23 protein-coding genes and 2 pseudogenes are annotated in these 25,058 nt (G+C 68.0%); 8 read left to right on the top strand and 17 right to left on the bottom strand.

Annotated elements, in window-relative coordinates; translation table 11 throughout:
* Positions 1-36: 36 nt before the first annotated feature.
* From FHU13_RS18105 to FHU13_RS18095, 3 genes are all read left to right on the top strand, one after another.
* Entirely contained in the window at positions 37-828 is a 792-nt protein-coding gene (locus FHU13_RS18105; RefSeq protein ID WP_183437260.1) for an enoyl-CoA hydratase/isomerase family protein, read from the top strand.
* A 96-nt stretch (positions 829-924) separates the two neighbouring features.
* A complete protein-coding gene (locus FHU13_RS18100; RefSeq protein ID WP_183437259.1) occupies positions 925-2,271 on the top strand; it encodes an MFS transporter in 1,347 nt (448 codons plus the stop codon).
* A 7-nt stretch (positions 2,272-2,278) separates the two neighbouring features.
* Positions 2,279-2,758 (top strand): TIGR02444 family protein, encoded by a 480-nt coding sequence (locus tag FHU13_RS18095; RefSeq protein ID WP_183437258.1) that lies wholly within the window; start codon positions 2,279-2,281, stop codon positions 2,756-2,758.
* 5 nt (positions 2,759-2,763) lie between these two features.
* Here the strand turns inward: FHU13_RS18095 and FHU13_RS18090 are convergent, their stop codons facing one another.
* The 7 genes from FHU13_RS18090 to FHU13_RS18060 all read right to left on the bottom strand — a co-directional run bounded on the left by FHU13_RS18090 (position 2,764) and on the right by FHU13_RS18060 (position 12,115).
* Positions 2,764-4,197 (bottom strand): FAD-binding oxidoreductase, encoded by a 1,434-nt coding sequence (locus FHU13_RS18090; RefSeq protein ID WP_210287720.1) that lies wholly within the window; start codon positions 4,195-4,197, stop codon positions 2,764-2,766.
* 11 nt (positions 4,198-4,208) lie between these two features.
* Positions 4,209-5,678, bottom strand: coding sequence for a sodium:solute symporter family protein (locus FHU13_RS18085; RefSeq protein WP_183437257.1), 1,470 nt, complete (start codon positions 5,676-5,678; stop codon positions 4,209-4,211).
* Positions 5,679-5,846: 168 nt separating this feature from the next.
* On the bottom strand, positions 5,847-7,100 hold the full coding sequence (locus FHU13_RS18080; protein WP_183437256.1) for an alpha-hydroxy acid oxidase: 1,254 nt from the start codon (positions 7,098-7,100) through the stop codon (positions 5,847-5,849).
* Position 7,101: 1 nt separating this feature from the next.
* Positions 7,102-8,802 (bottom strand): thiamine pyrophosphate-requiring protein, encoded by a 1,701-nt coding sequence (locus tag FHU13_RS18075; RefSeq protein ID WP_183437255.1) that lies wholly within the window; start codon positions 8,800-8,802, stop codon positions 7,102-7,104.
* A gap of 195 nt (positions 8,803-8,997) precedes the next feature.
* The gene (locus FHU13_RS18070; protein WP_183437254.1) at positions 8,998-9,573 is read right to left on the bottom strand and encodes a UbiX family flavin prenyltransferase; all 576 of its coding nucleotides are present in this window, start codon (positions 9,571-9,573) and stop codon (positions 8,998-9,000) included.
* The gene (locus tag FHU13_RS18065) at positions 9,570-11,018 is read right to left on the bottom strand and encodes an aldehyde dehydrogenase family protein (RefSeq protein ID WP_183437253.1); all 1,449 of its coding nucleotides are present in this window, start codon (positions 11,016-11,018) and stop codon (positions 9,570-9,572) included. Before FHU13_RS18065 ends, FHU13_RS18070 begins: the two co-directional genes overlap by 4 nt.
* A 170-nt stretch (positions 11,019-11,188) precedes the next feature.
* On the bottom strand, positions 11,189-12,115 hold the full coding sequence (locus tag FHU13_RS18060; protein ID WP_183437252.1) for a LysR family transcriptional regulator: 927 nt from the start codon (positions 12,113-12,115) through the stop codon (positions 11,189-11,191).
* A gap of 182 nt (positions 12,116-12,297) precedes the next feature.
* Between FHU13_RS18060 and FHU13_RS18055 the strand changes: the two genes are divergently transcribed.
* The 3 genes from FHU13_RS18055 to FHU13_RS18045 all read left to right on the top strand — a co-directional run bounded on the left by FHU13_RS18055 (position 12,298) and on the right by FHU13_RS18045 (position 15,004).
* Positions 12,298-13,686 carry a UbiD family decarboxylase gene (locus FHU13_RS18055; RefSeq protein ID WP_183437251.1) on the top strand — a complete coding sequence of 463 codons (1,389 nt, stop codon included), beginning with the start codon at positions 12,298-12,300 and terminating at the stop codon, positions 13,684-13,686.
* Positions 13,687-13,770: 84 nt separating this feature from the next.
* Complete coding sequence (locus tag FHU13_RS18050) at positions 13,771-14,214, top strand: GMC oxidoreductase (protein ID WP_312889610.1); 444 nt, start codon at positions 13,771-13,773, stop codon at positions 14,212-14,214.
* Positions 14,195-15,004 carry an alpha/beta fold hydrolase gene (locus tag FHU13_RS18045; RefSeq protein WP_183437249.1) on the top strand — a complete coding sequence of 270 codons (810 nt, stop codon included), beginning with the start codon at positions 14,195-14,197 and terminating at the stop codon, positions 15,002-15,004. The genes FHU13_RS18050 and FHU13_RS18045 overlap by 20 nt, the downstream gene beginning before the upstream one ends.
* 336 nt (positions 15,005-15,340) lie before the next feature.
* Here FHU13_RS18045 and FHU13_RS18040 read toward each other — a convergent pair whose 3' ends face one another.
* The 8 genes from FHU13_RS18040 to FHU13_RS18005 form a co-directional block, all read right to left on the bottom strand.
* Positions 15,341-15,901, bottom strand: coding sequence for a phosphate-starvation-inducible PsiE family protein (locus FHU13_RS18040; protein ID WP_312889609.1), 561 nt, complete (start codon positions 15,899-15,901; stop codon positions 15,341-15,343).
* Between the two features lie 238 nt (positions 15,902-16,139).
* Entirely contained in the window at positions 16,140-17,300 is a 1,161-nt protein-coding gene (locus FHU13_RS18035) for an efflux RND transporter periplasmic adaptor subunit (RefSeq protein WP_409518515.1), read from the bottom strand.
* A 143-nt stretch (positions 17,301-17,443) separates the two neighbouring features.
* Positions 17,444-17,848, bottom strand: a complete 405-nt coding sequence (locus tag FHU13_RS18030) for an SPW repeat protein (protein ID WP_246714732.1) — start codon at positions 17,846-17,848, stop codon at positions 17,444-17,446.
* A 142-nt stretch (positions 17,849-17,990) separates the two neighbouring features.
* Positions 17,991-18,743 (bottom strand): NADH dehydrogenase ubiquinone Fe-S protein 4, encoded by a 753-nt coding sequence (locus FHU13_RS18025; RefSeq protein WP_183437246.1) that lies wholly within the window; start codon positions 18,741-18,743, stop codon positions 17,991-17,993.
* Positions 18,744-18,769: 26 nt separating this feature from the next.
* Positions 18,770-19,114, bottom strand: coding sequence for a hypothetical protein (locus FHU13_RS18020; protein WP_183437245.1), 345 nt, complete (start codon positions 19,112-19,114; stop codon positions 18,770-18,772).
* Between the two features lie 16 nt (positions 19,115-19,130).
* Positions 19,131-19,532, bottom strand: a complete 402-nt coding sequence (locus FHU13_RS18015) for a hypothetical protein (protein WP_183437244.1) — start codon at positions 19,530-19,532, stop codon at positions 19,131-19,133.
* A 112-nt stretch (positions 19,533-19,644) separates the two neighbouring features.
* A complete protein-coding gene (locus FHU13_RS18010; RefSeq protein ID WP_183437243.1) occupies positions 19,645-20,169 on the bottom strand; it encodes an Hsp20/alpha crystallin family protein in 525 nt (174 codons plus the stop codon).
* A gap of 90 nt (positions 20,170-20,259) precedes the next feature.
* Positions 20,260-20,742, bottom strand: a complete 483-nt coding sequence (locus FHU13_RS18005) for an Hsp20 family protein (protein ID WP_183437242.1) — start codon at positions 20,740-20,742, stop codon at positions 20,260-20,262.
* Between the two features lie 421 nt (positions 20,743-21,163).
* On the opposite strand from FHU13_RS18005, the pseudogene FHU13_RS18000 reads away from it, so the two are divergent.
* Together FHU13_RS18000 and FHU13_RS17995 are read left to right on the top strand one after the other, a co-directional pair.
* Positions 21,164-21,448, top strand: a pseudogene (locus FHU13_RS18000) (helix-turn-helix domain-containing protein); the annotation flags it as partial.
* A pseudogene (locus FHU13_RS17995) lies at positions 21,435-21,925 on the top strand (IS3 family transposase); the annotation flags it as partial. The pseudogenes FHU13_RS18000 and FHU13_RS17995, both read left to right, overlap by 14 nt.
* A 115-nt stretch (positions 21,926-22,040) precedes the next feature.
* Here the strand turns inward: FHU13_RS17995 and FHU13_RS17990 are convergent.
* Positions 22,041-23,813 (bottom strand): ABC transporter ATP-binding protein, encoded by a 1,773-nt coding sequence (locus FHU13_RS17990; protein ID WP_183437241.1) that lies wholly within the window; start codon positions 23,811-23,813, stop codon positions 22,041-22,043.
* A gap of 61 nt (positions 23,814-23,874) precedes the next feature.
* Positions 23,875-25,058: ABC transporter ATP-binding protein (locus FHU13_RS17985; RefSeq protein ID WP_183437240.1), on the bottom strand; the 1,184-nt coding region annotated here is incomplete at its 5' end.

Raw genomic sequence — 25,058 nt, 5'->3', positions numbered from 1 at the left:
CAACCCTCCCCAACCTGTTTCCTAAAGAGAGAGCCGATGACCGACGATCCCCGCTTGACGAACCTCGACGGCTTCCGCGTCGAAATCGATCCCGCCCGCGAGCGCGCCGATGTGATCCTGAACCGGCCGCCGATGAACGTGATCTCGATGCCCCAGCGCGACGAGATCCGGAAGGTGTTCGAGGCGCTAGACGAGGATCCGCACGTTCGCGTGATCGTGCTGCGGGCCGAGGGCGAGCATTTCTCCTCCGGCGGCTACATCAAGGGTTTCCTGGAAGCCTCGCCCGAGCACGTCTCGAAGCTCGCCTGGAACATCGCCGCGCCGGCCCGATGCGCAAAGCCGGTAATCGCGGCCAACCGTGGCTACACCTTCGGCGTCGGCTTCGAGATCTCGCTCGCCTGCGACTTCCGCATCGTCTCGGAGACCTGCCGCTATGCGCTGCCCGAGCAGAAGCTCGGCCAGATTCCCGGATCCGGCGGCTCGGCCCGTCTACAAAAGATCGTCGGCATCACCCGCACCAAGGACATCGTTATGCGCTCCAAGCGCATCCCGGGCCGGCAGGCGCTGGACTGGGGCATCGCCACCGAATGCGTGGCCGATACGGACCTCGAGAAGGCAGTCGACGCCCTCGTCGACGAGTTGCGTGCCTTCTCTCCGATCGCCCAGCGTACCGCCAAGAAGCTCCTCAACGACACCGAGGATTCGAGCCTCGCGATCGCTATTGAGCTTGAGGGACACTGTTACAGCCGCCTGCGCCAGTCGGACGATTTCCGGGAGGGCGTCGAGGCCTTCCACGAGAAGCGGCAGCCGAAATTCCGCGGCAGCTAGGGCTCGGACGGCCACCTGCGAGAGTCCGCCGCGCCGGCACAAAGACCGGCGGGCGGATCCGGAGCGGGCTCGTTCGAGCCCGGAGGGAGGCGAAACATGGACGCCACCACGACGCTTGCCGCCCCCGCGGCCCTGCCGAAGCCGACTACGCGCCAAACCGTGACGGCCGCCCTAGCCTCGCTGTTCGGCTGGGGCCTCGACCTGTTCGACCTGTTCATCCTGCTCTACGTGGCGCCGGTCGTCGGAGCTCTGTTCTTCCCGGCCGACAAGCCGATGCTGTCGCTTGCCGGTGCCTACGCCTCCTTCGCTGTGACGCTGCTGATCCGGCCGCTCGGCTCGGCCCTGTTCGGCACCTACGCCGACCGCTTCGGACGGCGGCGCGCCCTGATGGTGGCGGTGATCGGGGTCGGCCTCTCGACGGGCGCTTTCGGCCTCCTGCCCACCGTCGGCCAGATCGGCTGGGCTGCCACCGCGATCTTCCTCGCATTCCGCTTGATTCAGGGCATCTTCGTCGGCGGCGTGGTCGCCGCCTCGCACACGATCGGCACGGAGTCGGTGCCCGAGCGCTGGCGCGGCCTGATGTCCGGCTCGGTCGGCGGCGGCGGCGCGGCGATCGGCGGCCTGCTCGCATCGCTCGTCTTCTCCCTTGTCTCGCTGCTGGCGCCCGGCGAAGCCTTCGCGGCCTGGGGTTGGCGGGTGATGTTCTTCTCCGGCCTCCTCACCTCGGTCGTGGGGCTCATCCTGTTCCGCAACCTCGAAGAATCGCCGATCTTCCGGCAGCTCCAGGCCGCGAAGGCGGCGAGGCGTGCCGACACCACGGTGGTCGTCTCACCCGTGCGGGCCCTGTTCTCGGCTGAGCATGCCCGCAGCTTCGTCCTCGCGGTGCTGCTCTCCTTCGGCGGCGGCGCGGCCTACTACCTGACCTCGGGCTACCTCCCCACCGTCCTGAAGCTCGTGAATGGCCTGCCCAACGCCACAGCCTCGCTGATGTTGATCGGCGCGAGCCTTGCCGCGGCGGTCGGCGCCTGCGGACTGGGCGAACTGAGCCAGCATATTGGCCGCAAGCGGAGTTTTCTCCTGATGGGCGCCGTGCGGCTCGTCGCCTTTCCCCTGCTGTTCCTGGCCCTCGGCCGGACGACGGACCCGATCCATATCGCGATCTACGCCATGCTGCTCGCTTTCGTGGCGAACGGGAGCTACGGGCCCCTCCTGATCTTCCTCAACGAGACCTTCCCGACGGCTTTGCGCGCCACTGGCACAGGCCTGAGTTGGAACATCGGCTTCGCGCTGGGCGGCATGCTCCCCACGCTGGTCTCTCTGACCGCCGACGGACCGGGCCAGATCACGCTGGTGCTGGCGATCTTCTCGACCCTTGTGACGGTGGTCTACCTGATCGGCGCGGTGCTGATGCCGGAGACGCGGGGCAACCTCGATCGCGGGTAAGGCTATCATGTCCGACAATGCGCTCTGGGACTTCTCCCTCCGCCTCTACGGCCGGCCCGGTGTCGCGCCCGCCTGCCTCCCCCTCCAGGACGAGGCAGGAGCGGACGTGAACCTCCTCATGTTCCTGCTCTGGTGTGCTGTGACCGACAGGCCGCTCGACGCCGCAGCGGTGGCGGCGGCGGATGCGCGGATCGCGCCGTGGCGCGCGGCAGTGATCGAGCCGCTGCGGACGGTTCGGCGAGCGCTGAAGGTCGCTCCCCTCGCGGAATTCGGGTCCGAGGCCTACCGCGCGCGGATCAAGGCGGTCGAGCTCGAGGCCGAACGCTTGGTCCAGGACACGCTGTTTCGCGCTGCTCCGCTGCCCGGGGCGCCGCTCGACCGGGTCGCGGCCGCCCAGGGGCATCTCGGCCTCTACGCCCACCATCTCGGCCGGCCTATCCCGGAAGGCTCCCGCGAGGTCCTGCTCGGCGCGCTCGCGAGTGCCTGACCGTTTCAGTCCGGCACGATCTTGCCCGGGTTCATCAGGCCCTTCGGATCGAAGGTCGCCTTGAGGGCCGCCATCATCGCGCGCTCGACCGGCGCCTTGTAGCGCTGGATCTCGTGCGTGCGCAGTTGGCCGAGCCCGTGCTCGGCGCTGATCGAGCCGCCGAGATCGACCACGATGTCGTGCACGATGCGGTTTACCTGCGGGCGCAGGCGCGCGACCTCCGCCGGGGTCGAGCCGGCGGGCCCGAGCGGGTTGTAGTGGATGTTGCCGTCCCCGAGGTGACCGAACGCGAAGGGCCGTATCATGGGGAAGGCCGCCGCCAGCGCGGCGTCGGCCCGGGCCAGGAAGTCCGGGACGGCCGAGACCGGCACCGACACGTCGTGCTTGATGCCGGGTCCGGCCGCCTTCTGCGCCTCCGCCTGACCCTCGCGCATCGCCCAGAGGCGCCGCCGCTGCGTCTCGGAGGCGGCGAGCGTCGCGTCGGAGACGATCCCCTCGGCGATGGCCGCCGCCATGCTCTCCTCCATCGGCAGGGCCAGGGTGCCCGGCGCGCTCTGGCCGGTCGCCTCGATCAGCACGTACCAGGGATGGCACGCGGCGAAGGGCGAGGTGCCCCCCAGTGCCACCAGCGCCCAGGCAAGGCATTCGTGCCGCATCAGCTCGAAGGCCGTGAGGCTCTCGCCGAGATGGCGGCGCGCGTGGTCGAGCAGGCGGAGCGCAGCCTCCGGATCCGGCACGGCGGCGAAGGCAGTGGCCGCGTCGCGCGGGCGCGGCAGGAGCCGCAGCACTGCCGCCGTGATGATGCCGAGCGTGCCCTCCGCGCCGATGAAGAGTTGCTTGAGATCGTAGCCAGTGGCGTCCTTGCGCAGCCCGCGCAGGCCGTCCCAGACCTGCCCGTCGGGCAGCACGACTTCCAGGCCGAGAGCCATGGCACGGGCATTGCCGTAGCGCAGGCACTGCGTACCCCCGGCATTGGTCGAGAGGTTGCCGCCGATCTGGCAGGAGCCTTCCGAGGCGAGGCTCAGGGGGAAAAGGCGGTCCACCTCCGCGGCCCGCGCCTGTAGCTCGGCGAGCGTCATCCCGGCCTCGACCGTGATGGTGTCGTTGACGGGATCGATCGCGCGGAGGGCCCGCATCCGCTCCAGTGAGACGATCACGGCGCCGCGCCGCGTGGGCTGGGCGCCGCCGGCCAGCCCGGTATTGCCGCCCTGCGGGACCACGGCGACGCGGGCCTCGGCGCAGGCCGCGAGGGTCCCGGCCACCTCCGCGGTCGAGCCGGGCCGGACCACAAAGCCGCCAGGCGCCGTGAAGCTGCCGCCCCAGGACTCGTGGTAGCGCGAGCAATCCCCCTCGACGACGCCGCGCGCGCCGAGGATCGCACTGAGGCGCTCGCGGAGTTGTCGCGGCAGCTCCGCTCCGGTGTCGGCCGGGATCCGCATCGTCGCCCCGGCTACCTGGCCCGCGGCGCGGTTGCGTGCAGCGACAGCGCGGACTCGCCCGCCTGCTCGAACTCGCCGGTCACCTCCTCGGGCAGGTGCCCGGGCCTCTCCGAGCCGGTGAGGCCGCGCAACAGATGCGAGACGCTCATCACGACGATCGGGATGGCGACTGCAATGTAGGTGTTGTCGATGCCGAAGGGGTCGCCGAAGAGGAACCAGGCGATCGTCAGCACGAGGGAGGCCAGGATGCTGATCAGGGCGCCAAGGCGCGTACCGAACCAGGGTGCATAGAACAGGAGCAGCACCAACACGGCGAGCGTCGCGCGGAGCGCCTTGGCCAGGAAGGTCACCTTGACCACATCCGGCGCCAGGATCGCGAACGGCAGCGGGATCAGCCCGACCACCACCGTCGCGACGCGCACGAACAGGAGTGAGCGCTGCCCGTCGCCGCGATCCTTGAACAAGGGCTGGTAGAAATCCTTGAACAGGAGCGTTGCGGTCCCGATGCTGACGGCGGAGATCGTGCCGAACAGCGAGCCCGAGAGACCCGCGACCACAAAGGCGGCGGTGACGGTGTCCATCCGCGCGATGATACTCGGGAAGGCCTGGAGCGGCGGGATGGTCGGCGAGAGGACGGCGGCGCACATGCCGATACCGGCCGCCAACAGGCTGAACCCGATCAGCAGGATCGCCGAGTAGAGGCTCGCCCGCTGCGCCTTGGCGCCGTCGCTGACCGTGCTGATCGCCTGGATCACGTATTGGGTCGAGAAGATCGCACCCGTCGCCGCGATGAACCAGGCGATGATCTGCGGCCACCCGACCGTGCCCACCTCGAACATTTTCTCGGGTAGCCGCGCCTGCAACTCGCCCATCCCGCCGACTTGGTTGAGCGCGAACACGAAGGCGATGAAGATGCCGAGATATTTGACGAGCGCGTGAAGCACGTTGGTGTAGATGACCGAGCGCATGCCGCCGACCGTCACATAGAGCACCGCCACGATACCGGTGAGGACAATCGCCACCGTACGGTCGATGCCGAGGATGCTCGACAGGACGGCACCGCCGCTCGTATAGACCGAGATCGCCACGATCTGGATCGCGAAAATCATGATTACCGAAGTCGCGACTTTCACCTTCGTCCCGTAGATCCGCGACAGCGCCCCCGAGATCGTGTTCTCGCCGAGCGCCTTGAATCGGCGCGCGAGCAGCATCGAGTAGAGAACGAACCCGATCCCGAGGACGGCAAGGCTCCAGGCCCCGGAAATCCCATGGGTGTAGGCCACCTGCGCGGTGCCGATGCTCGCCGTCGTGCCGATGAACTCCGACATCAGCAGGAAGCCGATCAGGATGGCGGGATAGGTCGTCCCGCCGGAGGTGAAGCTCTTGGCGCTGTTCGCGTACCGCTTCGCCGCGAAGCTGATCACGCCGAGAACGGCCATGTAGAGTCCCGTCAGGGACAGGACGGTCCAACTCGCCTGCATAATGTGCCTCCTCAGCAGCCGAAGGTCAGCAGGGGGCGTTCCGGCGGGGCTCGGCGGCCCGCCGGTTTCAGGTCATTTAGAGTCGTCATCGGTGTTCCTCCGGATAGGGCGGATCGGCGACCTCATTGGACCGGGTGCGGTCGTGGGTGCCGTTGGCCGCGCCGTGATTCACATCGTCGTGCCCGCTCCGCGCGCCTCCGCAACGGAGACGGCGCCGCTCTGGGCGAGAGCGAGGCGCAGTTCCTCCTCGAAGAGGCGCGCGACGTGATCGCCCCCCTCCTCGCCGAGGGCGCCGTAGCCGAACAGGAAGGCTCGGCCCGCGAAGGCCGCCTGCGCGCCACAGCGGAGCGCCCGCAGCAGATCGAGGCCGTGCATCATGCCGCCGTCGACGATCAGGCTCGTGCTGTCGCCGACCCGCGCCGCAATCTCGGCCAACGCGTCGATCGAGGCCGGCGCCGCGTCGAACTGGCGTCCGCCGTGATTGGACACGACGATGCCGTCGACGCCGAGCGAGACCGCCTTCTCGGCGTCGTCCGGGTGCAGCAAGCCTTTAACCAGGAAGGCGCGGGGCCACGCCTGGCGCAGGCGCGCCACCATTTCCCAGGTCATCGGGCCGGCCATCTTCTGGAAGACGTAGCTCGCCAGATCCGTGGTGTTCGCGTCCGCCCCGGCATAAGCCAGGAAGTTCTCGAAGCGGGGTTGGCCGTGGCGCAACATCGCAAGGCCCCATTGCGGAGCGCGGGCGGCGTCGAGAGCCGTGCGCAGAGTGGGGCGGAAGGGCACGACGAGGCCGTTGCGCACGTCACGGGTGCGCTTCGAGCGCACCGGCACGTCCATGGTGACCACGAGGGCGTGCGCGCCGGCCCGCTCAGCGCGGGCGACCAGGTCGAAGGAGACGGCGTGGTCGTTTCCCGGAACGCCGTAGAGTTGGTACCAGAACACGTCGGGCGCGAGTTGGCCGACGCGCTCGATCGTGGTGTTGGCCACCGTCGAGAGCACGTAGGGGATCCGGGCGCGCTGCGCGGCACGGGCGAGAGCCTCGTCGACACCGGGCCAGAGCAGCCCGGCGAGGCCCATCGGCGCGACGCCGAAGGGCGCGCGGTAGTCGCGCCCGAACAGCGTGATCGCCGTATCGATCCGCGCGACGTCGAGTCCGAGGCGCGGAGTGATCACAATGGCGTCGAGGGCGGCGCGATTGCGGGCGAGGCAGAGATCCTCTCCGACCCCGCCGGCCACGAAATCGTAGGCGAAGCGCGGCGTGCGGCGCCGGGCTCGGGCCTTCAGATCGTCCACCGTCGGATATCGACGGCGCAGGGCGGCGGCCTGTCCGCTGAAGCCGCCGCTGCCCCAGCCGGCGGCGCGTGCCGGAGCCGCACCCCGTCCGGCGCCCCCCTCGGCCACGCCCGGGTTCGTCGCCGTCATCTCAGTACTCGCAGATGACGTTGACGAGGGCCTGCCGGCCGCCGCGCACCGCCGCGACGGCCTCGGCGAGCGCGCCGGGCAGGGCGTTGGCGCTCTCGACCCGCAGGCCGAGGCCGCCGCTCGCCTCCACGACCCGCTCGAAGTCTGGGGCGGGGCCGAGATCGGCGAGCATGCGCCCGCGGTTCTTCGCGGCGAAGCCCTCCCGGTACATGGCGAGCGTCGAGTTTCGGACAGCGCCGTAGAGTGCGTTGTTGAAGACGACCGTGAGGACAGGCAGGCCGTGGGTGGCAGCCGCCCAGTGGCTCGCGGTCGGGTTGGCGAAGATGTAGGCTCCGTCGCCGAGCGTCGCGACGACGAGCCGGTCCGGCGCCGCGAGCTTTGCGCCGAGCGCCGCTCCGAGTCCCCAGCCAAGGCCGCCGGCTGGGCTCAGCCCGAAATAGGTCCCGGCCTGCCTGCGCGGGCAATGGTCGAGGCGCAGTGGGTACTCGTTGACGATGATTGCCTCAGGCCCGACCGCTTTGGCCACGCAGGCGCTGATCCATTCGGGGGTGATCGGATCGCGCGCTTCGGGTAGCGTGAGCGAAGGCCTGCGCCGCCTGATCTCCGCGCGACGCTCCGAGAGGCAATGCTCGGCGATGCGGCCTTCGAGAGCGCGCTCCAGGCCGCCGAGCAGCACGGCGGCCTCACCGGGCAGGCAGAGATCCGCCTGGAAGCTACGCATCGGGTAGCGTGTATATGCCGGATCGATCCCGAGATGGGCCACCCGCGCGCCCTTCGGCGGGTTCTGGATCGAGGGGATCCAGGGTACGTCGCAGTCGAGCGCGATGACGAGGTCGGCGTCATGGATCCAGGGACCGGGCTCGAACCCCGCGAAGCACGGATGATCGGACGCGATGTTGAGGAAGCGCTGGTGAAAGGACACCACCGGCACCGCGAAGCGCTCGGCAAAGCGCGCCAGTGCTCGGAAGCCGGCCTCGCTCCGGCCGGCGCTCGCCGTAACGATGACCGGCTGCCGGGCCAGCGCGAGCCAGTCCGCGAGTTGCGCGATGGAGGCCGGGTCCGGGTGGGGCGCCGGGACGAGCGCGAGGGGGGCGGTGGCAGAGGAGCCCGGCAGCGCCGCGGCACCGGCCAGGGTATCACGGGGTAGCGTGACATAGACGGGCCCGCGTGGGGCCGACATCGCCACCTGATGGGCCCGGGCCACGATCTCGCCGGCCTGCTCGGGGAGGTGGAGCTCGTAGTCCCACTTCACCGCCTCGCGCAGCATACCCGCCTGATCGAACATCTCCTGCGCCCAGTGAATGTAACGGGTGCGCGACCCGTGGCGGCCGGCTTCGGAATAGGGCGAGCGGCCGGCGAACAGCAGCACTGGGGTCTCGTCCCGGCTGGCGTCCAGCACGGCGTTGACAGCGTTGGCGGTGCCGACATTGACGTGCACCATCACGGCCTGGGCTCGGCCGGAGACCATATAGACGCCATGCGCCATCGCGACGGCGAGGTTCTCGTGCGGGATCACCAACGGTCGCGGCGCGGCCTCGCCGGTCGCCTCGGCGCGGGCGAAGGCCTCCGCGATCGGCGGGAAATCAGTGCCGCCGTTGGCGAAGAAGTAGTCGACGCCGCAGACGCTGAGCTGCCGGAGCAGAACGTCAGCGGCGCTGCAGACCTCGCTGGTGCGTTCGCGCGGCTCAAGCTCGACTCTCATCCGAACCTCCCATGTCCCGCTCCGTTGCCATCCGGTCGACCGGGAGCATTGCGGGGTATTCGGTCTCACTCGTGACTGCGAGAGACCGATATTCTGCATTTGGATTCAACGCCGGAACAATATTTCTGGCAAATAATCTTGTTTTATTGATCCGATCACCGCCGATGATGGGCCTCACATCGCCGCTTCTGCGAGTCACTTCGCATCCTCGCGCCATCGCCGTACGCAGCCGGCCTCGATCTCGAACAGGTCGAGGACGCGGCCCACCGTGTGATCGACCATCACTGCGAGGTTCTCCGGCCGCGCGTAGAAGGCGGGAACAGGGGGCGCGATGATCGCGCCCATCTCGGAGAGCGCCGTCATCGTACGGAGGTGCCCGGTATGGAGCGGCGTCTCGCGCACCATCAGGACAAGGCGCCGGCGCTCCTTGAGCACCACGTCGGCGGCCCGCGTCAGCAGGCCGGTGGTGGTGCCCGCGGCGATCTCCGACATGCTGCGCACCGAGCAAGGCGCCACGATCATACCGCGCGTGCGGAACGAGCCTGAGGAGATCGCCGCGCCGATGTCGGACTGCGCGTAGGTCTTCGCCGCGAGAGCGCGCACGTCGGCGACCTTCAGGTCGGTCTCGTGGGCGAGGGTCACCTCGGCCGAGCGCGACATCACGAGATGGGCCGGGATGTCGAGGTCGCGCAGTATCTCGAGCAGGCGGATGCCGTAGATCGCGCCCGAAGCGCCGGAGATGCCGACGACGAGGGGCAGGTTGAGGCTCACGCGTCAAAGCCTTCGATGAGCCCCGGCGCCTGGTAGACGTGCTTCAGCTCGGTGAAGTCCATGAAGGCTTCGTAGCCGTGCAGGCGTCCGAGGCCGCTCTGACGGTAGCCGCCGGTCTCGGCCTCCGCGAAAAGCTTGTTGTGGTCGTTGATCCAGACCGTGCCGTTGCGTAACGCCCGGGCCATCCGCAGCGCCCGCGCTCCGTCCCGCGTCCAGACGCTCGCTGAGAGCCCGAATACGGTGTCGTTCGCCTTCTCGACCGCCTCGGCCTCGCTCTCGAAGCCTTCGAGGACGAGGAAGGGGCCGAAGATCTCGTCCTGCACGAAGTCAGCGCGCGGATCGCCGTGCTCCACGAGGGATGGCGTCAGGAATGCGCCGGGCCCGTCGGGAATCGTCGGCCTCAACAGGACAGCGTCGGCACCGGCGCAGGCCGCTTCGACGCGGGCCGCGACAGCGTCGCGCGTCGCGCGGTCGATGAGCGGGCCGACCTGTGTCGCCGGGTCGAGACCGGGTCCGACCCGCAACTCCGAGAGGGCCGCCGTCAGAGCCTCGCGCATCTCGGGTAACCGGGATCGGTGCACGAGGACGCGCCGCGCAGCCGTGCATTGCTGGCCCGAGATGATGGTCGCCGCCTCGGCCAGCTTGACCGCCACGGTGCCGATCTCGGCATCCGGGAAGACGAGGCAGGCGGACTTGCCTCCGAGTTCGAGCGAGAGCTTCTTCATACTGTCGGCCGCGGCCCGCATGATCGCCTTGCCGGTGGCGGTCGAGCCGGTGAAGCTGAGGACGTCGACGTCGTGCGAGACCGAGAGGTGCTCGGCCCCGGCGTGGCCGATTTCAACGATGACGTTGACCACGCCCGCGGGCAGTCCCGGTGCGGCGAGCAGCGGGGCCATCAGGGCGGCGTTGAACACGGCGGTCTGCGCAGCCGGCTTGACGATCGCGGTGCAGCCCGCGGCCAGTGCCGGCGCGAGAGAGCGCACCAGCAACACGGCCGGTGCGTTCCAGGGCACGATGATGCCGGTGACGCCCGCGGGCTCGCGCAGCATGGTTGAGAGCACGCCCGGCTCCGGCTCCAGGACGTGGCCAGGGATGTGGCGGGCAAGGCCCGCGTAGTAAAGCACCTCCGAGATCGCCCCCGCGATCTCGCCGCGCGACTGAGCGATTGCCTTGCCGTTGTCGCGAGTGAGGAGTTCGGCGAGGCGCTCCCGATCCGCTTCTAGCGCTGCGGCCCAGAGGAGCAGTACCTGCTGCCTGAGTCGTGGGGTGGAGGCCCAGATGCCGCAGTCGAAGGCCCGGCGCGCCGCCGCGACCGCCGCCTTCGCCTCGGCCAGGCCGCCCTCGGCGATCCTGCCGACGCGGCTGCCGTCCGCTGGGTCGAGGCTGTCCGCCCGCGGCGTGCCGCAAACCTCGCCATCGATCCAGTGATGCGCGCTGCCGTCCATGGTCGTTTCCTCGCCCTCGATCGTGGTTCCCCCTCACCCCGGCGCTGGGCGGGCGGCTTCCGGCGATCGTAGGGACGTCCGGACGGCGCTGTCGAATAAGGATGGTTGATAGTCGCGATCACCGGGACTGCATGCGCGATCGTTGCACGGGCGCGATCGGGCAGGCCGAATCAGGACCCAGTCACGATATGCGCCTGCAGGGCGTCCGCCGCCGCCGAGAGTTCCTCGGACAGCATTTCGATGAAGCGAAGGGCTGCCGTGGTCAGCGGATGCTTCGGGTGGTGGATGATGACGAGCTGGCGCGTGATGCGTGGCGCGACGATGCGGTAGGCCTTAAGGGACCCCTCGGCGAGCTGCCGGCTCACGGCGACGCTGGGCAGGACTGTGAAGCGGTCCGAGCGCGCCACGAAGTCGGCGATGGCCGGCGGAAGGTCGAGCTCGAGCTTCGGGCTCAGCGCGATGTCCTCTGAGCCAACCCGCCGGTCGAGCTCGAGCCTCAGGCCGTGCCGCTGCGAGGGCAGGATCAGGTCGAGTTGCGTCAGGTCGCGCATGCGGACCGGGACCGGGATCGGCAGCGGCGTGTCGCGCCCGCCGACCACCACCATCTCCTCGTCGAGCAGGGGATCGACGAGGAGGCCGAGGCGTCGCGGCGGCTTGTTGATTACCGCGAGATCGAGGCCGCCGGTGCCGACGCTGTCGATGAAGGTGCTGCTGTAACCGTCCGCCAGCGACAGCTCGACCTGCGGATAGGCGACCGAGAAGCGGGCGAGCACATTCGGAACGACGCTCATCGCGAGCGAGGACAGGATTCCGACGGTCAAGCGGCCGGACACGCTCTCGGACAGCCGCGCCATCGTTGCCCGCGCCTCGGCGACGTCGCGCAGTATCGGCGCTACGAGCTGGTGCAGCGTCCGGCCGGCGGCGGTCGGCACCATCGCCTTGGGCTGCCGGTCGAACAGGCGTTGGTCCAGTTCTCGCTCCAGCTTGGCGATCTGCATGCTGAGCGCCGGCTGCACCACATTCATGCGTTGTGCCGCGCGGGTTACGCTGCCCTCCTCGAACAACGCGACGAAGTAGGAGATCTGGCGTAGGTCCACCGCTTGCGCCTCCCAGGTCCGGCTCTGCGGCCACACCCTCTTAAACTGGACCACGCCGATGCCAACGGGGCAATTCAGACTGTCTGATCGCGGGTATCAGCAATCTTTATTTTGGCGCGCCCCGTGGACACCCTAACCAGGGAGGAACGACGCCGACGACCCGCGGCGAACGGGAGGACATCATGAGCGACCCGGTTCCCGTGCGCTCCCTGCGCGCCTGGCTCGACCGTCTCGACGGAAGCGGGCGCCTCAGCGTCGCGCGGCCCGGCATCTGTCTGCGCCACGAGGCGGCTGCAGTCGCCAACCGGCTGGACGGGCGCAGTGCCACCCTGTTCCCGCGGCCAGGCGGCCAGCGCGGCACCATCGTCTCCGGCCTCGTCTCCAGCCGGGCCTGGATGGCCGAGGCGCTCGGTACCCGCGAGGACCGCCTGATCGCGCATTTCCAGCAGGCCTGCGCCGAGCCACTGCCCTGGTGCGAGCGCGAGACCGGCCCGGCCCAGGAGGTGGTGCACCGCGGCGCCATCGACATCCTGCGTCTGCTGCCCGTGCCCACGCTGAACGAGCACGACAGCGGCCCCTACATCTCGGCCGGGTTGATGATCTCTCGCGATCCCGAGACGGGCGCGCAGAACGTCGCCATCCTGCGCTGCCAGATCAGCGGGCCGGATCGGATCGGCGTCCTCGTCCTGCCGCGCCACACCGACAACTTCTACCGGAAGGCCGAGGCCACAGGCCGTGGCCTTGAGGTCGCCCTGGTTGTCGGGGTTGATCCGGCCTGCCTGCTGGCCTCGCAGGCGATCGTGCCGCTCGGCCACGACGAGCTGGAGATCGCAGGCGCGCTCTCCGGCGCACCCCTCGACGTGGTAAAGTGCCTGACGAACAACGTGCGCGTGCCCGCGGAGGCGGAGATCGTAATTGAGGGCCGGATCCTGCCGGAGGTGCGCGAGTTGGAGGGGCCTTTCGGCGAGTTCCCGCAATATTACGGCGAGCGCGCCAAACGCCATGTCATGACCGTCGACGCGGTCTCCCATCGCGAAAACCCGATCTTCCACATGATCGTCGGCGGCGGCTTGGAGCACCTCCTCCTCGGCGCGATCCCGCGCGAGGCCACGATCCTCGCCTCGCTCCAGCGCAACTTCCCCAGCGTCGAGGACGTCCACCTGTCGCTGGGTGGCGTCGGACGTTACCACCTCTACATCAAGTTGCGTAAGTCGCAGGAGGGCGAGGCCAAGAACGTGCTGCTCGGGGCCTTCGCCGCACATTACGACATCAAGCACGCGGTCGTGGTCGATACGGACGTGGACATCCACGATCCCCGGGAGGTCGAGTGGGCGGTGTCGACTCGCTTCCAGGCCGATCGCGACCTAGTAGTGATCGCCGGCAGCCAGGGCTCGAAGCTCGACCCTTCCACACGGGAGGGGTTCGGCGCCAAGATGGGCCTCGACGCCACGGCGCCGCTCGACGCACCGCCAATGAAGTTCACGCGCATCCGCGTGCCGGGCGAGGCCGAGGTGGACCTCGCGGCTGTGATCGTACCCGAGGCCGACTGGCGCGCGGAAGTAGGCGGCTGACGGGCAAGGGGGAAGGGGGGCCTGCCAGACTCGGTCGACGGCTGATCGCCGGTGGCGGGTCCGCGGGCTGCGTCTTAGCCAACCGTGTGTCCACGTATCCCGGGCGCCGCGTCTTTCTCGTGGGGGCCGGGATCGATACCCTGCCCAGCGCCGTGCCGGGTCGGCCGTCGCTGCCGCCATGTCACGGCGGAGCTCGCACGCCTACTCGACGGGCCGCGCCCCTTACGCTGGCTAATGTTGCGCAGCCTCACCGGCGGGCGCGATCTCGCCCGAATCGGTGCCGACGAGACGGCCCTCGCGGACGACGTGTGCGACGGCGTCTTCTGGGCTTGGCACGCGAGAGTGACCTGCAGGATGGGCGATCCGGCGGATCCCGGGGCCGTTGTCGATCCGACAGGAAGCACAATCAAGACCGACGGATTGACGGTCGCAGACGCCTCCGTCATGCCGCGTCTGCCGAGCGCCAACACCAACGTTCCAACCCTTATGATCGCCAAGAAGATCGCCGATGACATCCGAGCCGGGTGAAGCCCCCGATCCGCCGGAAGCGGGCTTCCTCGATCTCGGTTCGCAGCGCCTCGAATATCGCCGCACCATACCACGACGGGCCGGCGCCACCACGATCGTGCTTCTTCACGAGGGCCTCGGCTCGGCCGATGGCTGGTGGCCGTTTGCGGACGGGCTGGCAAAGGCATCCGGATGCCCGGTCTTCGCCTATTCCCGCGCGGGCTACGGGCGTTCGAGCCGGATCACGCGGCCACGCCCGCTCGACTATCTCGAGCGCGAGGCGGCGGAGGTTCTGCCGCACGTGCTCGAGGTGGTCGGCATCAGCGACTGCATCCTCATCGGCCATTCGGACGGTGCGACCATCGCAGCCCTCGCGGCCGCTTCCGGTGACCCGCGCATCCGCGGAGCGGCCTTGATCGCGCCGCACGTCGTGGCTGAGGCCGCGACGATCGAGGGTGTCGCGCGTGCCACGCAGGCCTTTGAGGAGGGCGACCTGAGGCGGAGGTTAGCAACACGACACATGGACGTTGACGGCGCATTCAGAGGCTGGAGCGACGCGTGGCTCGATCCCCAGCGCAGCGGATGGGACGTCCGGACGACTTTGGAGACCGTGATCGTGCCACTCCTCCTCGTTCAGGGCGAGAGTGACCGCTACGGCACCGTATTGCAGATCGACGGCGTGCGCCAATCCTGTCCGCAGGTAGAGGTTCATCATCTACCGGAAAGAGGTCACTCTCCCCAAGATGAAGACCCCTCAGGCATAATGTGTATGATTATAGAATATTTTACAAAAACTGAAGTTCTTAGATAATATCTATTACAATGACGCGATGTATTTATTAGCTGCTACTGTTTCCGGATTCGTCCACAGGTCCGAGGATCAGCGTGCATCCGATCAGACCCGCCTCGACCGAACACGGCAACCAATGGAACATCGACGTCGTCGATCTCTCCTCCCGTGTTCGTGCGCGGGGGCAGACGTCCAGTTCTCGGTCCCTTGGCACTTGATGATGAAGCGGTACAACGGCGATGAAGAGCGTGGGACAAAACTGGGCCGAGCGGGTTGGGAGGGCATGGACACCCTCGCACCTGACGACCTCTGAGCGGTGGTCGAGCCACTTCTGCTGGAGCTGGCAGACACGCGGCGCTAGGAAGGGCTCTCGCTCCTCGTTTGCGTGTCCTTGCGATCCTGGTCCCGCACCAGCCAGTGGACGGCGCCAAGCGCCAGGACGGCGGCTGCCAGCCCAATGATGGTCAGCGGCTCGGTCTTGCTGGCATCCAGGATGATGAACTTGCGGGCGAGCGCCAGCAGCGCGATCAGGATGACCGTGCGCAACTGGATGATGCTTTCTTGGCGGTGGAGCACGCTCAGGATCGAATGGTTGAACTCCAGCGCGATCAGCACGGTGAAGATCATGCCGAACACGGCCTGGAACACGCTGTGCTCGGCCGGGTCGAGCAAGCCGTAGACCACGAGTAAGACCACCCGGAAACAGAGGTTGATCACCGCCGCGACGATGACGAGGCCGATGAGGCCGGTCAGAACCACAACGATCCCCTCTTCGAAACGCTCGTAGAGGCTCAGGCCCGGCCACGCCTTGCGCGTGTCCCGCAGCGTGTCCGCCGCCGCCGAGACGTGTCGCGAGAAGGGAAAACGCCTTTGGCCCTGGTTCGGATCGATTGGATCCTGGGTTGTACGTTGATCCACCCTGCGAACTCCTTCGTACCTTCCATGCCCAGAACGCGATCTTCCGTTCCTGTTAACGAACTTCGGGCGGAGCATGCCGGCTCAATGCGGCCACACTGACCCCCCGCCTCGGAGAGCGGCAACCACGACTGGCTGCCATAGGCCAGTCGGGCCCGAAGCGAGCTGATCGCTTTCTCTCCGCCCTGTTGGAAGGCAGTGGCTACGACACGCTGGCCTGATTTCCCGAGACAGCGATCCATCAATACTGCAGCATATTCATAGAGCCGGCGCTTCCAGGCGGATCGGGTTCGGATCGGCCGGGCGGGGGGATCTTCCATTCCACGGGCGTCACTTGTGTGCCTGGACTGATCTTCTGGACACCCTCAACGACGACGCGGTCGCCTGACTTGAGACCCTCGCGAACGATCCACCCCTCATCGATAACCGGCCCAACCTCCACCGGTTGGAGCATGACCTTATCACCGTCGCCGACGACCCAAACCTCAGGCTTACCGTCGCTAGTGCGGTGGACCGCCTGCTGAGGCACGACGATGGCGTCCGCGTCGATACCCTGCGGAAGGCGCGCCCGCACGTACATGCCAGGGAACAGCTCGTCCCGGGGATTGGGGAACAGCACGCGCATGGTGACCTGACCGGTGCTCGGGTCGGTTGTCACATCGGAGAACAGGAGCTTGCCGGTTTGGCCATAGGCCGTTCCATCGTCGAGGAGGAGCTCGACATTGGCGACATCGTTCGCAAGGCTCAGTAGCTCGCCTCTCGCAAGGTCGCGCCGGATCTTGTTCAGCTCACCGACCGACTGAGTGATGTCGACGTAGATCGGATCGAGCTGCTGGATGGTCGCGAACACCTGCCCGCTGCCTTGCTCGATGAGGTTGCCCTCCGTGAGCAGCGCTCGCCCGATACGACCCGAGATGGGAGCGCGGACGTCGGTGTAGCCGAGGTTCAACTTGGCCCTATCGCGCATGGCTTTCGCCGCTGCGACTTCCGCCTGAGCCTGCTTCTGTGCCGCGGAGGCACCATCATACTGCGCCTGGCTCGCGGTACCTCGCGCGAGAAGAAGCCCAAGGCGCTCCGCCTGCTGCGTTGTGAGCGTGAGGGCTGCCTCGGCCTTGGCCAACTCCGCCTCGCTTCGCGCGAGTTCAACCTCGTAGGGAGCCGGATCGATCTTGTAGAGAATGTCGCCTTCCTTGACGTGGCTGCCTTGCTCGAACAGACGCTTGGTCACGAGTCCGGAAACTCGGGAACGCACCTCCGCGACCCGCAGCGGAGCGACCCGACCGGGAAGGCTTCTCACGTATGGGAGCGGCTGCGCCTGGACCGTGACGATGCTCACCTCCGGCAAGCCGGCCGGCATCGGGGCCACAGCCTGCTTCTGATTGCAGGCCGAGAGCGCGATCATGAGCACGCTTGCAATGAATCGCCGCGGCTTGATCATGGTAGCACTGTATGTCCCGTGGCCTCTCTAGTCGTCACCGGCGCCTGAAGACCCCGCTCGCACTTGGCTCCTGACACTGCGGGCTCGGAACAGCATCGATCCCATCTCTATGAGCGATATGAGCCGCTCAAATCACAAGGGTGACGCGGCTGAATTGCCGTCGGGCCGGCGCGGTGCAGGAGCCATGCTTCCGCTGCTGCAAACGCCATGACACCAGCACCCACGCAGACATGTGTCCAGAATGCGCTGGAGCTTTCGGTGAAGTGCAGAGCCCAAGGGGCGAGGATCAACCAGAGACCGCCGAAGAGGTTGGCACGCTCCGCACGTAGCGGCGGCCAAGCCCAGGCGACGACGGCCAAGCCTGCCACGACCATGGCGCTGATCCAGGCGCTCCATGACGCTCTTGGCACGTCCGAGTAGCCCCAGACCCAGGGCGCTGCGAACAGGAACACGGCAAGTGCAATGATGCACGACGTGTAGGATTCGATGTATTCTCTCCAGTTCGTGACCATGATCCGCCTCATGCTTGCAGATCGCTGATGTTGTCCGCTCAGGAGCGGCAGTTCGGATGGTTCAGTGAACAACCGGCCATGATTTTCTCTGTCGCTCCTGATGGCTCCGGCAACCGAGATGGCCGTCCATGACCAAGCATGCTCAAGCAGCGATGGCGGCGAGCTCACCAAGTGTGCTCGACACGGCCGCCGCTGGCGCGCTCGGCCTCGGTCGCCAAACCTCACTCAGGGTCAGAAGGGCCCTCTTGACCTCTTCGAGCCGGGAGGGCTCGCCTCCCGCCATCCCTTCCGAGGCAGAAACCTCTTTCAGGTACTCGTCCCAGGCCCAACGCCGGAGGATCTCCCGCTTGTACTCCTTCGTCAGCTGGGGCTGGTTCAGAACAACCTCAGGAGCCGAAAAGATTGCGGCAGGGGCCAAGAGGGCATGCTCCAGGTCTGGGCTGCTCGTCCCAGGTGCCGTGTGGTCCTCGGGGTTCTGGCCCACCGGAGATCGAGTGCGGGTAACCAGCGGCCTGCCGAAGGCATGCCTGCCGTACCGGGCCCAAAATCGCGGCGTCACGAAGCTGGCCTGCGGGACGCCTTCAGGCTCGGCCTCGACGTCGTAGTCCAGCCCCTGGCGCTCGGCATAAGCGATGGCCTCGGCTCGCGAGGCGAAGGTCAGACGAACCTCATTCGCCAGGGTGTCGTCGCCCCCGGTCCAGCCCATGAGCTCGTCAATCTCCGGGGGTTTGCGCCGCTCGAAGCTGAGGATCCAGTCGTTCTCGCGGGCTCGACCTGCGGTTCCGACCGGACGCTTGCGGCGCCGTATGATCGCGTGTGCGCCGGCAAGCCAGGGTGCCGGGTTGCACGCGACCGGCGGATTGTTGTGTCCAATCCCGGCTGCGGTTTCCTGCATGGCTGCGTCTCCATGTCTTGATCCGATCAGGGGCTGAACGCTCCGAGATACGCTGCTGTCTGCACACCGAAGCTGGCGGCAAACGACAGCAGGGCGGCATCCCAGGCGGTGAGGTGCGGGCTTGCGGCAGGCGGACCGGCTTGCGTGATGGCAAGGGCGAGCCAGACGTAGCCTGCCACGGAGGACAGGGACGCTAGCGCCCAGACTGCGGCCGATGCCGGCAGGATTGACGCGAGGCCGACGCAAAGGCTCATGGTGAGCAGCCAATCCGTCAGCAGCGCAGCGTTCGTACCTCGCGCCGGAACCATGAACCACCGGCGTTGCACCCAGGACCACCGGTGGCGCCAATCCTTCAGGTGTAAGGTCGTCATGTGATCGCTCCCCCTCTTAGTGGAAGCCGTTCCGCCAGGACGCTGCTTCGCGATTGCCGCGGCTTCCGACCGTGAATGGCAAGCGTGGCTTTCCCCTCGCTTCCGGCCGGTCGATAGGCCCTTCATCCAGCGCCTGCAGCGCGGCAAGGACGGCATCGAATGGGACGGGCTCGGCCCGACACCCTGGCAGGCAGCGCATGGTCGGGCAGGATTCGACCGCGCGGGCATCGGACGCCCAGGACGCAAGGACGACGCGCTTCTCGGCCGTGGTCAGGCCGGGATAGGTCAGCACCTCGCGGGGATGCCTGAAGACGTCACCCGGTGCCACGAAGGCCTCGAACGCGTCCTCGGCCGATGGCCGGAGCGTCACCGAGGCCAGCGGGCCGAGCCGTTCGACGGGTGTCTCAATCTGCTGCATGGGACCCTCCTCAATCGAGCAAAGGTTCAGCAGCCGACGTGACCCGCTGGTCCACGCCGGCCACCGTTTCAGCGTTCAGTCGTTGGCTCTCTCCGAACCGGTAGAGTGCGCGTCAGTGCGCCGTCGTCTGCGGCGTGCCGCCGTTGATCGCGATGCGCCGTCCGCGCTCCGGTGCCTTGGCCGAGCGGGGCAGCGTCACACTGAGCACGCCGTTCTTGAACGAGGCTTCGGCCTTGTCCTCTTCGACGGCGAAGGGGAGGGCGAGGCTGCGTTCGAAGCGGCCGTAGGAGCGCTCTGTGTAGCCGCGCTCCTTGTCCGTCTTCTCCGCTCGCTTCTCGCCCCGGAGCGTCAGGACGCCATCATCAATCGTGAGCTCGACATCCTTCTCGTCAAGGCCTGGCAGTTCGGCCGAGACGCGTAGGCCCTGCTCGGTCTCGACCACTTCGACGCTCGGCCAGCCGAGGCCGCGCATAGCCGGCGTGAGGGCTCCGGCGCCAAGGCCGCTGAACACGTCATCGAACAGACGGTTCATTTCGCGGTGGAGCATCAGGAACGGGCTCGCGGACTCATCCCGCATCCGGCTCGGCACGGGCGCGCTCGTGCTGCGACCCCAAGGGATCAGATCTCTCACACTCATAGCTTCTGTCTCCATCAGCATGGTTGGGGGCATGTGACCTTCAGCGCGGGCACAGGACCCGCGCGGGATCCGTGTTGCTCCTAGTCCTGATCAGGCAGCTTTGACGCGGTCCTCGACCTGTGCGGGCGCGTTGTCCTGCCCGAGGGCGGCCTGTGTCCCGTCGATGGCAATGCGGTGGGGCTTGAGCGCCTCCGGCACCTCGCGTTTGAGATCCACGGTGAGCAGTCCGTTCTCCAGGGCGGCGCCCGTGACCCTCACGTGCTCGGCCAGATTAAAGGTCTGGCGGAACGTGCGGGCGGCGATGCCGCGATGCAGGTAGTGGCGCTCGCTCTCCTGGCTCTTCTTCTGGCCGGAGACGACGAGGGCGGTGGCGTGCTGAGTGAGTTCAATCTCGTCCGACGTGAAGCCGGCCACCGCCATGGTGATGCGGTACTCGTCCTCAGCCACTTTCTCGATGTTGTAGGGCGGCCAAGCGGCTGTCGCTTCGGCCCTTTCGGCTTGGCTCAGCAGATCGAGCAGCCTGTCGAAGCCAACGGACGAACGGAACAGGGGCGCAACGTCGTATGTCCTCATAACCACATCCTCCAATGAGCAACGTGACTACAAGGGACGCCGGACACCGGGTGTCCGGCGCCCATGGTGCGAGCCCATTCAGGGCCTCGCACGCGCGTAACGCAGCGAGCGCAAGCCAGTTCCGAGGCGCGCCGAAAATTTCATTCCGGCGTTCGGAAGCTGTTGGCCGGTGCCACGGGACTTGCGGGCCACCCGACGTCGCCCTGAGCTGTTCACCGCTACGCGGTGTCCTCACAGCTTGGATCGGGTTGCGACGACATGCTCCGATTAGGGGACGTGGGCGCACGAGATCAGATAACTGGTTACCCAGCTTCTCGTGTGCGCTGGCTGCCGCCGTCACGGCAAAAGCGATTTAGAGCCGTGCCCGAGCGGGTTGGGACGGCTGGAGAGTCGGGACGTTGAGGAGTGAAGGAGGATGCCGATGCCTTCACCCTTGTCTGTCGATCTACGCGAGCGTGTCGTGTCGGCGGTAGCCGCGGGCGCGTCCTGTCATCAAGCCGCAGCCCGGTTCGGGGTCAGCGTGTCCAGCGCCAGCCGCTGGTCGGATCGGTTTCGCCAGGAGGGACAGCTCGCGCCCAAGCCGTCGGGTGGCGATCACGCCTCGCACCGGATCGAGGCGCAGGCCGACCTGATCCTGACGACCTACGAGGCGCGGCCGGCGATCTTTCTGCGCGAACTGCGTGACGCTTTGGCCGAACGAGCGTTGGTCGATGGACTTCGTCTCCGACGCGCTGTTCGACGGCCGCCGGCTGCGAGCCCTAACGATCGTCGACGCCTTCACGCGCGAGGCTCTGGCGATCGAGGTCGACCAAGGCATCAAAGGCGAGCAGGTCGTGGCTGCCGTCGCCCGCTTGGCACTGCTGCGCGGAGCGCCGCGCGCGATCCAGGTCGATAACGGGCCTGAGTTCGTCTCGAAAGCGCTCACCGCTGGGCCTACGAGAACGGCGTCACGCTGGACTTCTCGCGGCCTGGCAAACCGACCGACAACGCGTTGGTCGAGTCGTTCAACGGCCGCCTGCGCGACGAGTGACTAAACGCGAACTGGTTCTTGTCCTTGGCCGACGCGAGGAGCAAGATCGAGACGTGGCGGCGGCAGTACAACGAGAGCCGTCCTCACACAGCTCTGGGGTGGCTGACGCCCCAGGACTTCGCCTTGGCGGCGGCTCGACAAGTCGCCGAATAAGACCCGGAGGCTCACCTTTAGGTGTTTGATCCCGCGATGTGGTCGTAGATGTGACCACCATGCAGCGAGGGATGGTTTCGTCCGGTTCCAAAACGTTCAGCCTGCGAACGACAGCTTAGCGTCCGTTGTCCGCATTCAACGGGGAAGCGGATATCCCTTTCGAGAGGCGCCAACGCTCGGTGTCGTGATAGGCGGCCCAAAGATTGCGGTAGAGGGCGCAGCGCACCTGCAGCTCCGCCGGCGGGCCGCTGTCGACGACGCGGCCCGCTTCCATCACCACGATATGGTCGGCCTGGGCCACGGTCTGAAGCCGATGGGCGACCATGACCACGGTCCGGCCGCGGAAGAGCGTCCGCAGGCCCTCGCCGACGCCGTGCTCGCTCTCCGCGTCGAGGGCGGAGGTCACCTCGTCGAGGAGCACGATCTCCGCATCCTTCAGCATGGCGCGGGCGATGGCGACCCGCTGGCGCTCGCCGCCCGACAGGTCGCGCCCCCCCTCGCCGATCCGGGTCCCGTCTTTTTCGGGAAGGTGCGCGACGAAACCGGCGCAGCAGGCGCTCTCGGCCGCCGCCCGACACTCAGCCTCGGTAGCCTCGGGCTTGGCAATGCGCAGGTTGCCCGCGAGCGTGTCAGCGAACAGAAACACGTCCTGCGGCACCACGCCGAGCCGAGCGAGATGCCGGTCGAGGGGGACCGCACGGATGTCCTGGCCGCCGATGGTGATGCAGCCCGCTTCCACGTCGAAGGAGCGGGCCAACAGCGACAACAGAGTCGATTTGCCGGCGCCGCTCGGGCCGATCACCGCCGTGACGTGACCATGGGGAAGGACGAGGTCGAACTCGTCGAGGACGGGCCGACCGGGGGCGTAGCCGAATCGGACCCCCTCGAAACGGATCTCGCCCGTGCGCGGTGTCTCGGCGCCCTCGGTGAGCGGCGGCTGTGCCAGAATTGCGGCGGCGCGGACATGGGCATCGCCGACGAGGCGCAGCATGAACCCCTCACCGACGGAGGCTTCGAGGGGAGGGAGCAGGAGTAGCACCAGAACAAGGGCGACGGCCAAGCCCGGTGCCCCGATCGCGCCGAGCGCGAACAGGGTCACCGCGACCCCCACCAGGGCGAGCAGCGCCAGATCGAGCAGAATGCGGGTGGCGCTGACCAGTGGCGCGACCGTGCCGATCGTTGCGCGATAGAAGGCGTGCAGCGCCTCAACTTGGCGGCGATATGCCCCCTGCCGCGCACCGACCTGCCCTAGCGATCGCAGCACCGGCAGGCCTGTGAGGTACTCGACCATGCGCTCGGCGCTCTCCGCGACGAGGCTGGCTTGGTCGCGCGCAAGCCGCGCGAAGGCGCGGTCCAGTCGGTGGTAGGCGAGGGCGGCGGCGCCTGCGAGAACGGCGACGATGGCGAGAAAGGCGAGATGGACGCTCGCGAGCACCAGGATCAGGACCAGGACGAGTGCCGCGTGGCCGATCTGGCGGCCGAGACCGTAGCCCGCCTCCTCCTCGATCCAGCGGAAGCGGTGGGTCACGAGATCGGACAGGCTCGCCGCGCCGATCCGGGACAGGGCACCGAGGCCGAGGCGACGCAGATGCGCGAACAATGCGAGCCGCAGCTCGGCGACCGCGCCGTAGCCGGCCTCGAAGCCGCGGGCGAAACCGACCGGCATCACGGCGAGGCGAGCGAGGAAGGCACCGACCACGATCGCGGCGGCAATCCAGGCTTTTCCGCTGGTCCAGGTGTCGGCGGCGAGCTGACCGATCACCCAGGCCGCCGTCAGGAGCGGCAGGGCGGCGAGCCCCGCATCCGCCGCCAGCAGAGCGAGCCCGACGCGGTAACGGCGGCGCAGCCGGGGCTCGATCCGGCCGGTCAGGTCGCGCCACCAGGGCACGGCCCGGGCCTCCTTTCCCGCCCCGCTCTCTCTCGAAGCGGTGTCCGCTTCGGACAGCACCCTAGGCACGGGCGGCATAGGCGCTCTCCTCCTGAGCGGAGCTCCCGCTCGGCGTGCCGGGGTTCTGCAGCGCCCAATAGCGGGCATAGCGGCCGCCCTTCGCCAGCAAGGCCCCATGATCGCCGCTCTCGACGATCCGGCCCTCGTCGAGCACGACGATCCGGTCGGCATCGACGATCGAGGCGAGGCGGTGGGCGATCACGAGCACCGTCCGGCCGCGGGCCAGGGCACCCAGCGCGCGCTGGATCTCGCGCTCGTTGATCGGATCGGCCGAAGCCGTCGCCTCGTCGAGGACGAGGATCGGCGCGTCGTGCAGGAGCGCGCGGGCGACGCAGAGGCGCTGGCGCTCGCCGCCGGAGAGGGTGGCGCCGCCGTGGTCGAGCGGGGCGTCGATGCCGCCCGGCAGGCCGGCGACGAAGGTCTCGGCGCGGGCCAGTGCCAGTGCCTCCGACAGAGCCGCCGGGCCGGCCTCCGGTGCGGCGAGGCGCAGGTTCTCGGCCACCGTGCCGGTGAACAGCCAGGGATGCTGCGGCACGGTGCCGACCAGGGAATAGAGCGTCTCCGGTGTCATGGCGCGCAGATCGACCCCGCCGATGGTGATCCGGCCCGCCTGCGGGTCGTGGAAGCGCATCAGCAGGTTGGCCAGCGTCGTCTTGCCGGCCCCGCTCGCGCCGACGAGGGCCGTGACCGTGCCGGGCTCCAGCACGAGGTCGATCCCGTCCAGCACCGTTCGCTCACCGCGGCGGAAGCCGACTCCTTCGAAGCGCACGGTCCGGTCCGCCGGACGGGCGGGGGCGTCGGCTCGGGGCAGCGGCGGTTCGGCGAGTAGGGCATCGATCCGGCTCAGCACCTCGCCCTGCTGCGCGAAGCGGAAGGCGAAATTCGGCAGGCGGGTGATCAGACCGCCGAGGCTCGGAACGAAGACCAGGAAGATCACGAGATGCGAAACGGGCAAGTCCCCCCGCGCCGTGAGCCACAAGCTCAGCGGGAGCACGAGCAGCAGCCCGGAACCGACGCAGACCTGAAGCACCGCGCTTGCCAGCAGGACCCGGCGGACCCAGTCGCCGATCACGGCGAGGTAGCGTTCGCTGACGGCACGGAAGCGGAGGAGCGAGCGGCCTTCTCCGTCGAACAGGCGCAGGGTGGGGAGGCCGGCCGCGTACTCGGCCGCGCGCGCTGCCAGCT

The sequence above is a fragment of the Methylobacterium sp. R2-1 genome (assembly GCF_014191355.1).
Classification (GTDB): Bacteria; Pseudomonadota; Alphaproteobacteria; order Rhizobiales; family Beijerinckiaceae; genus Methylobacterium.
The sequence above is the reverse complement of the archived record's forward strand: the minus strand, read 5'-3'. Positions and strand labels throughout refer to the sequence as shown.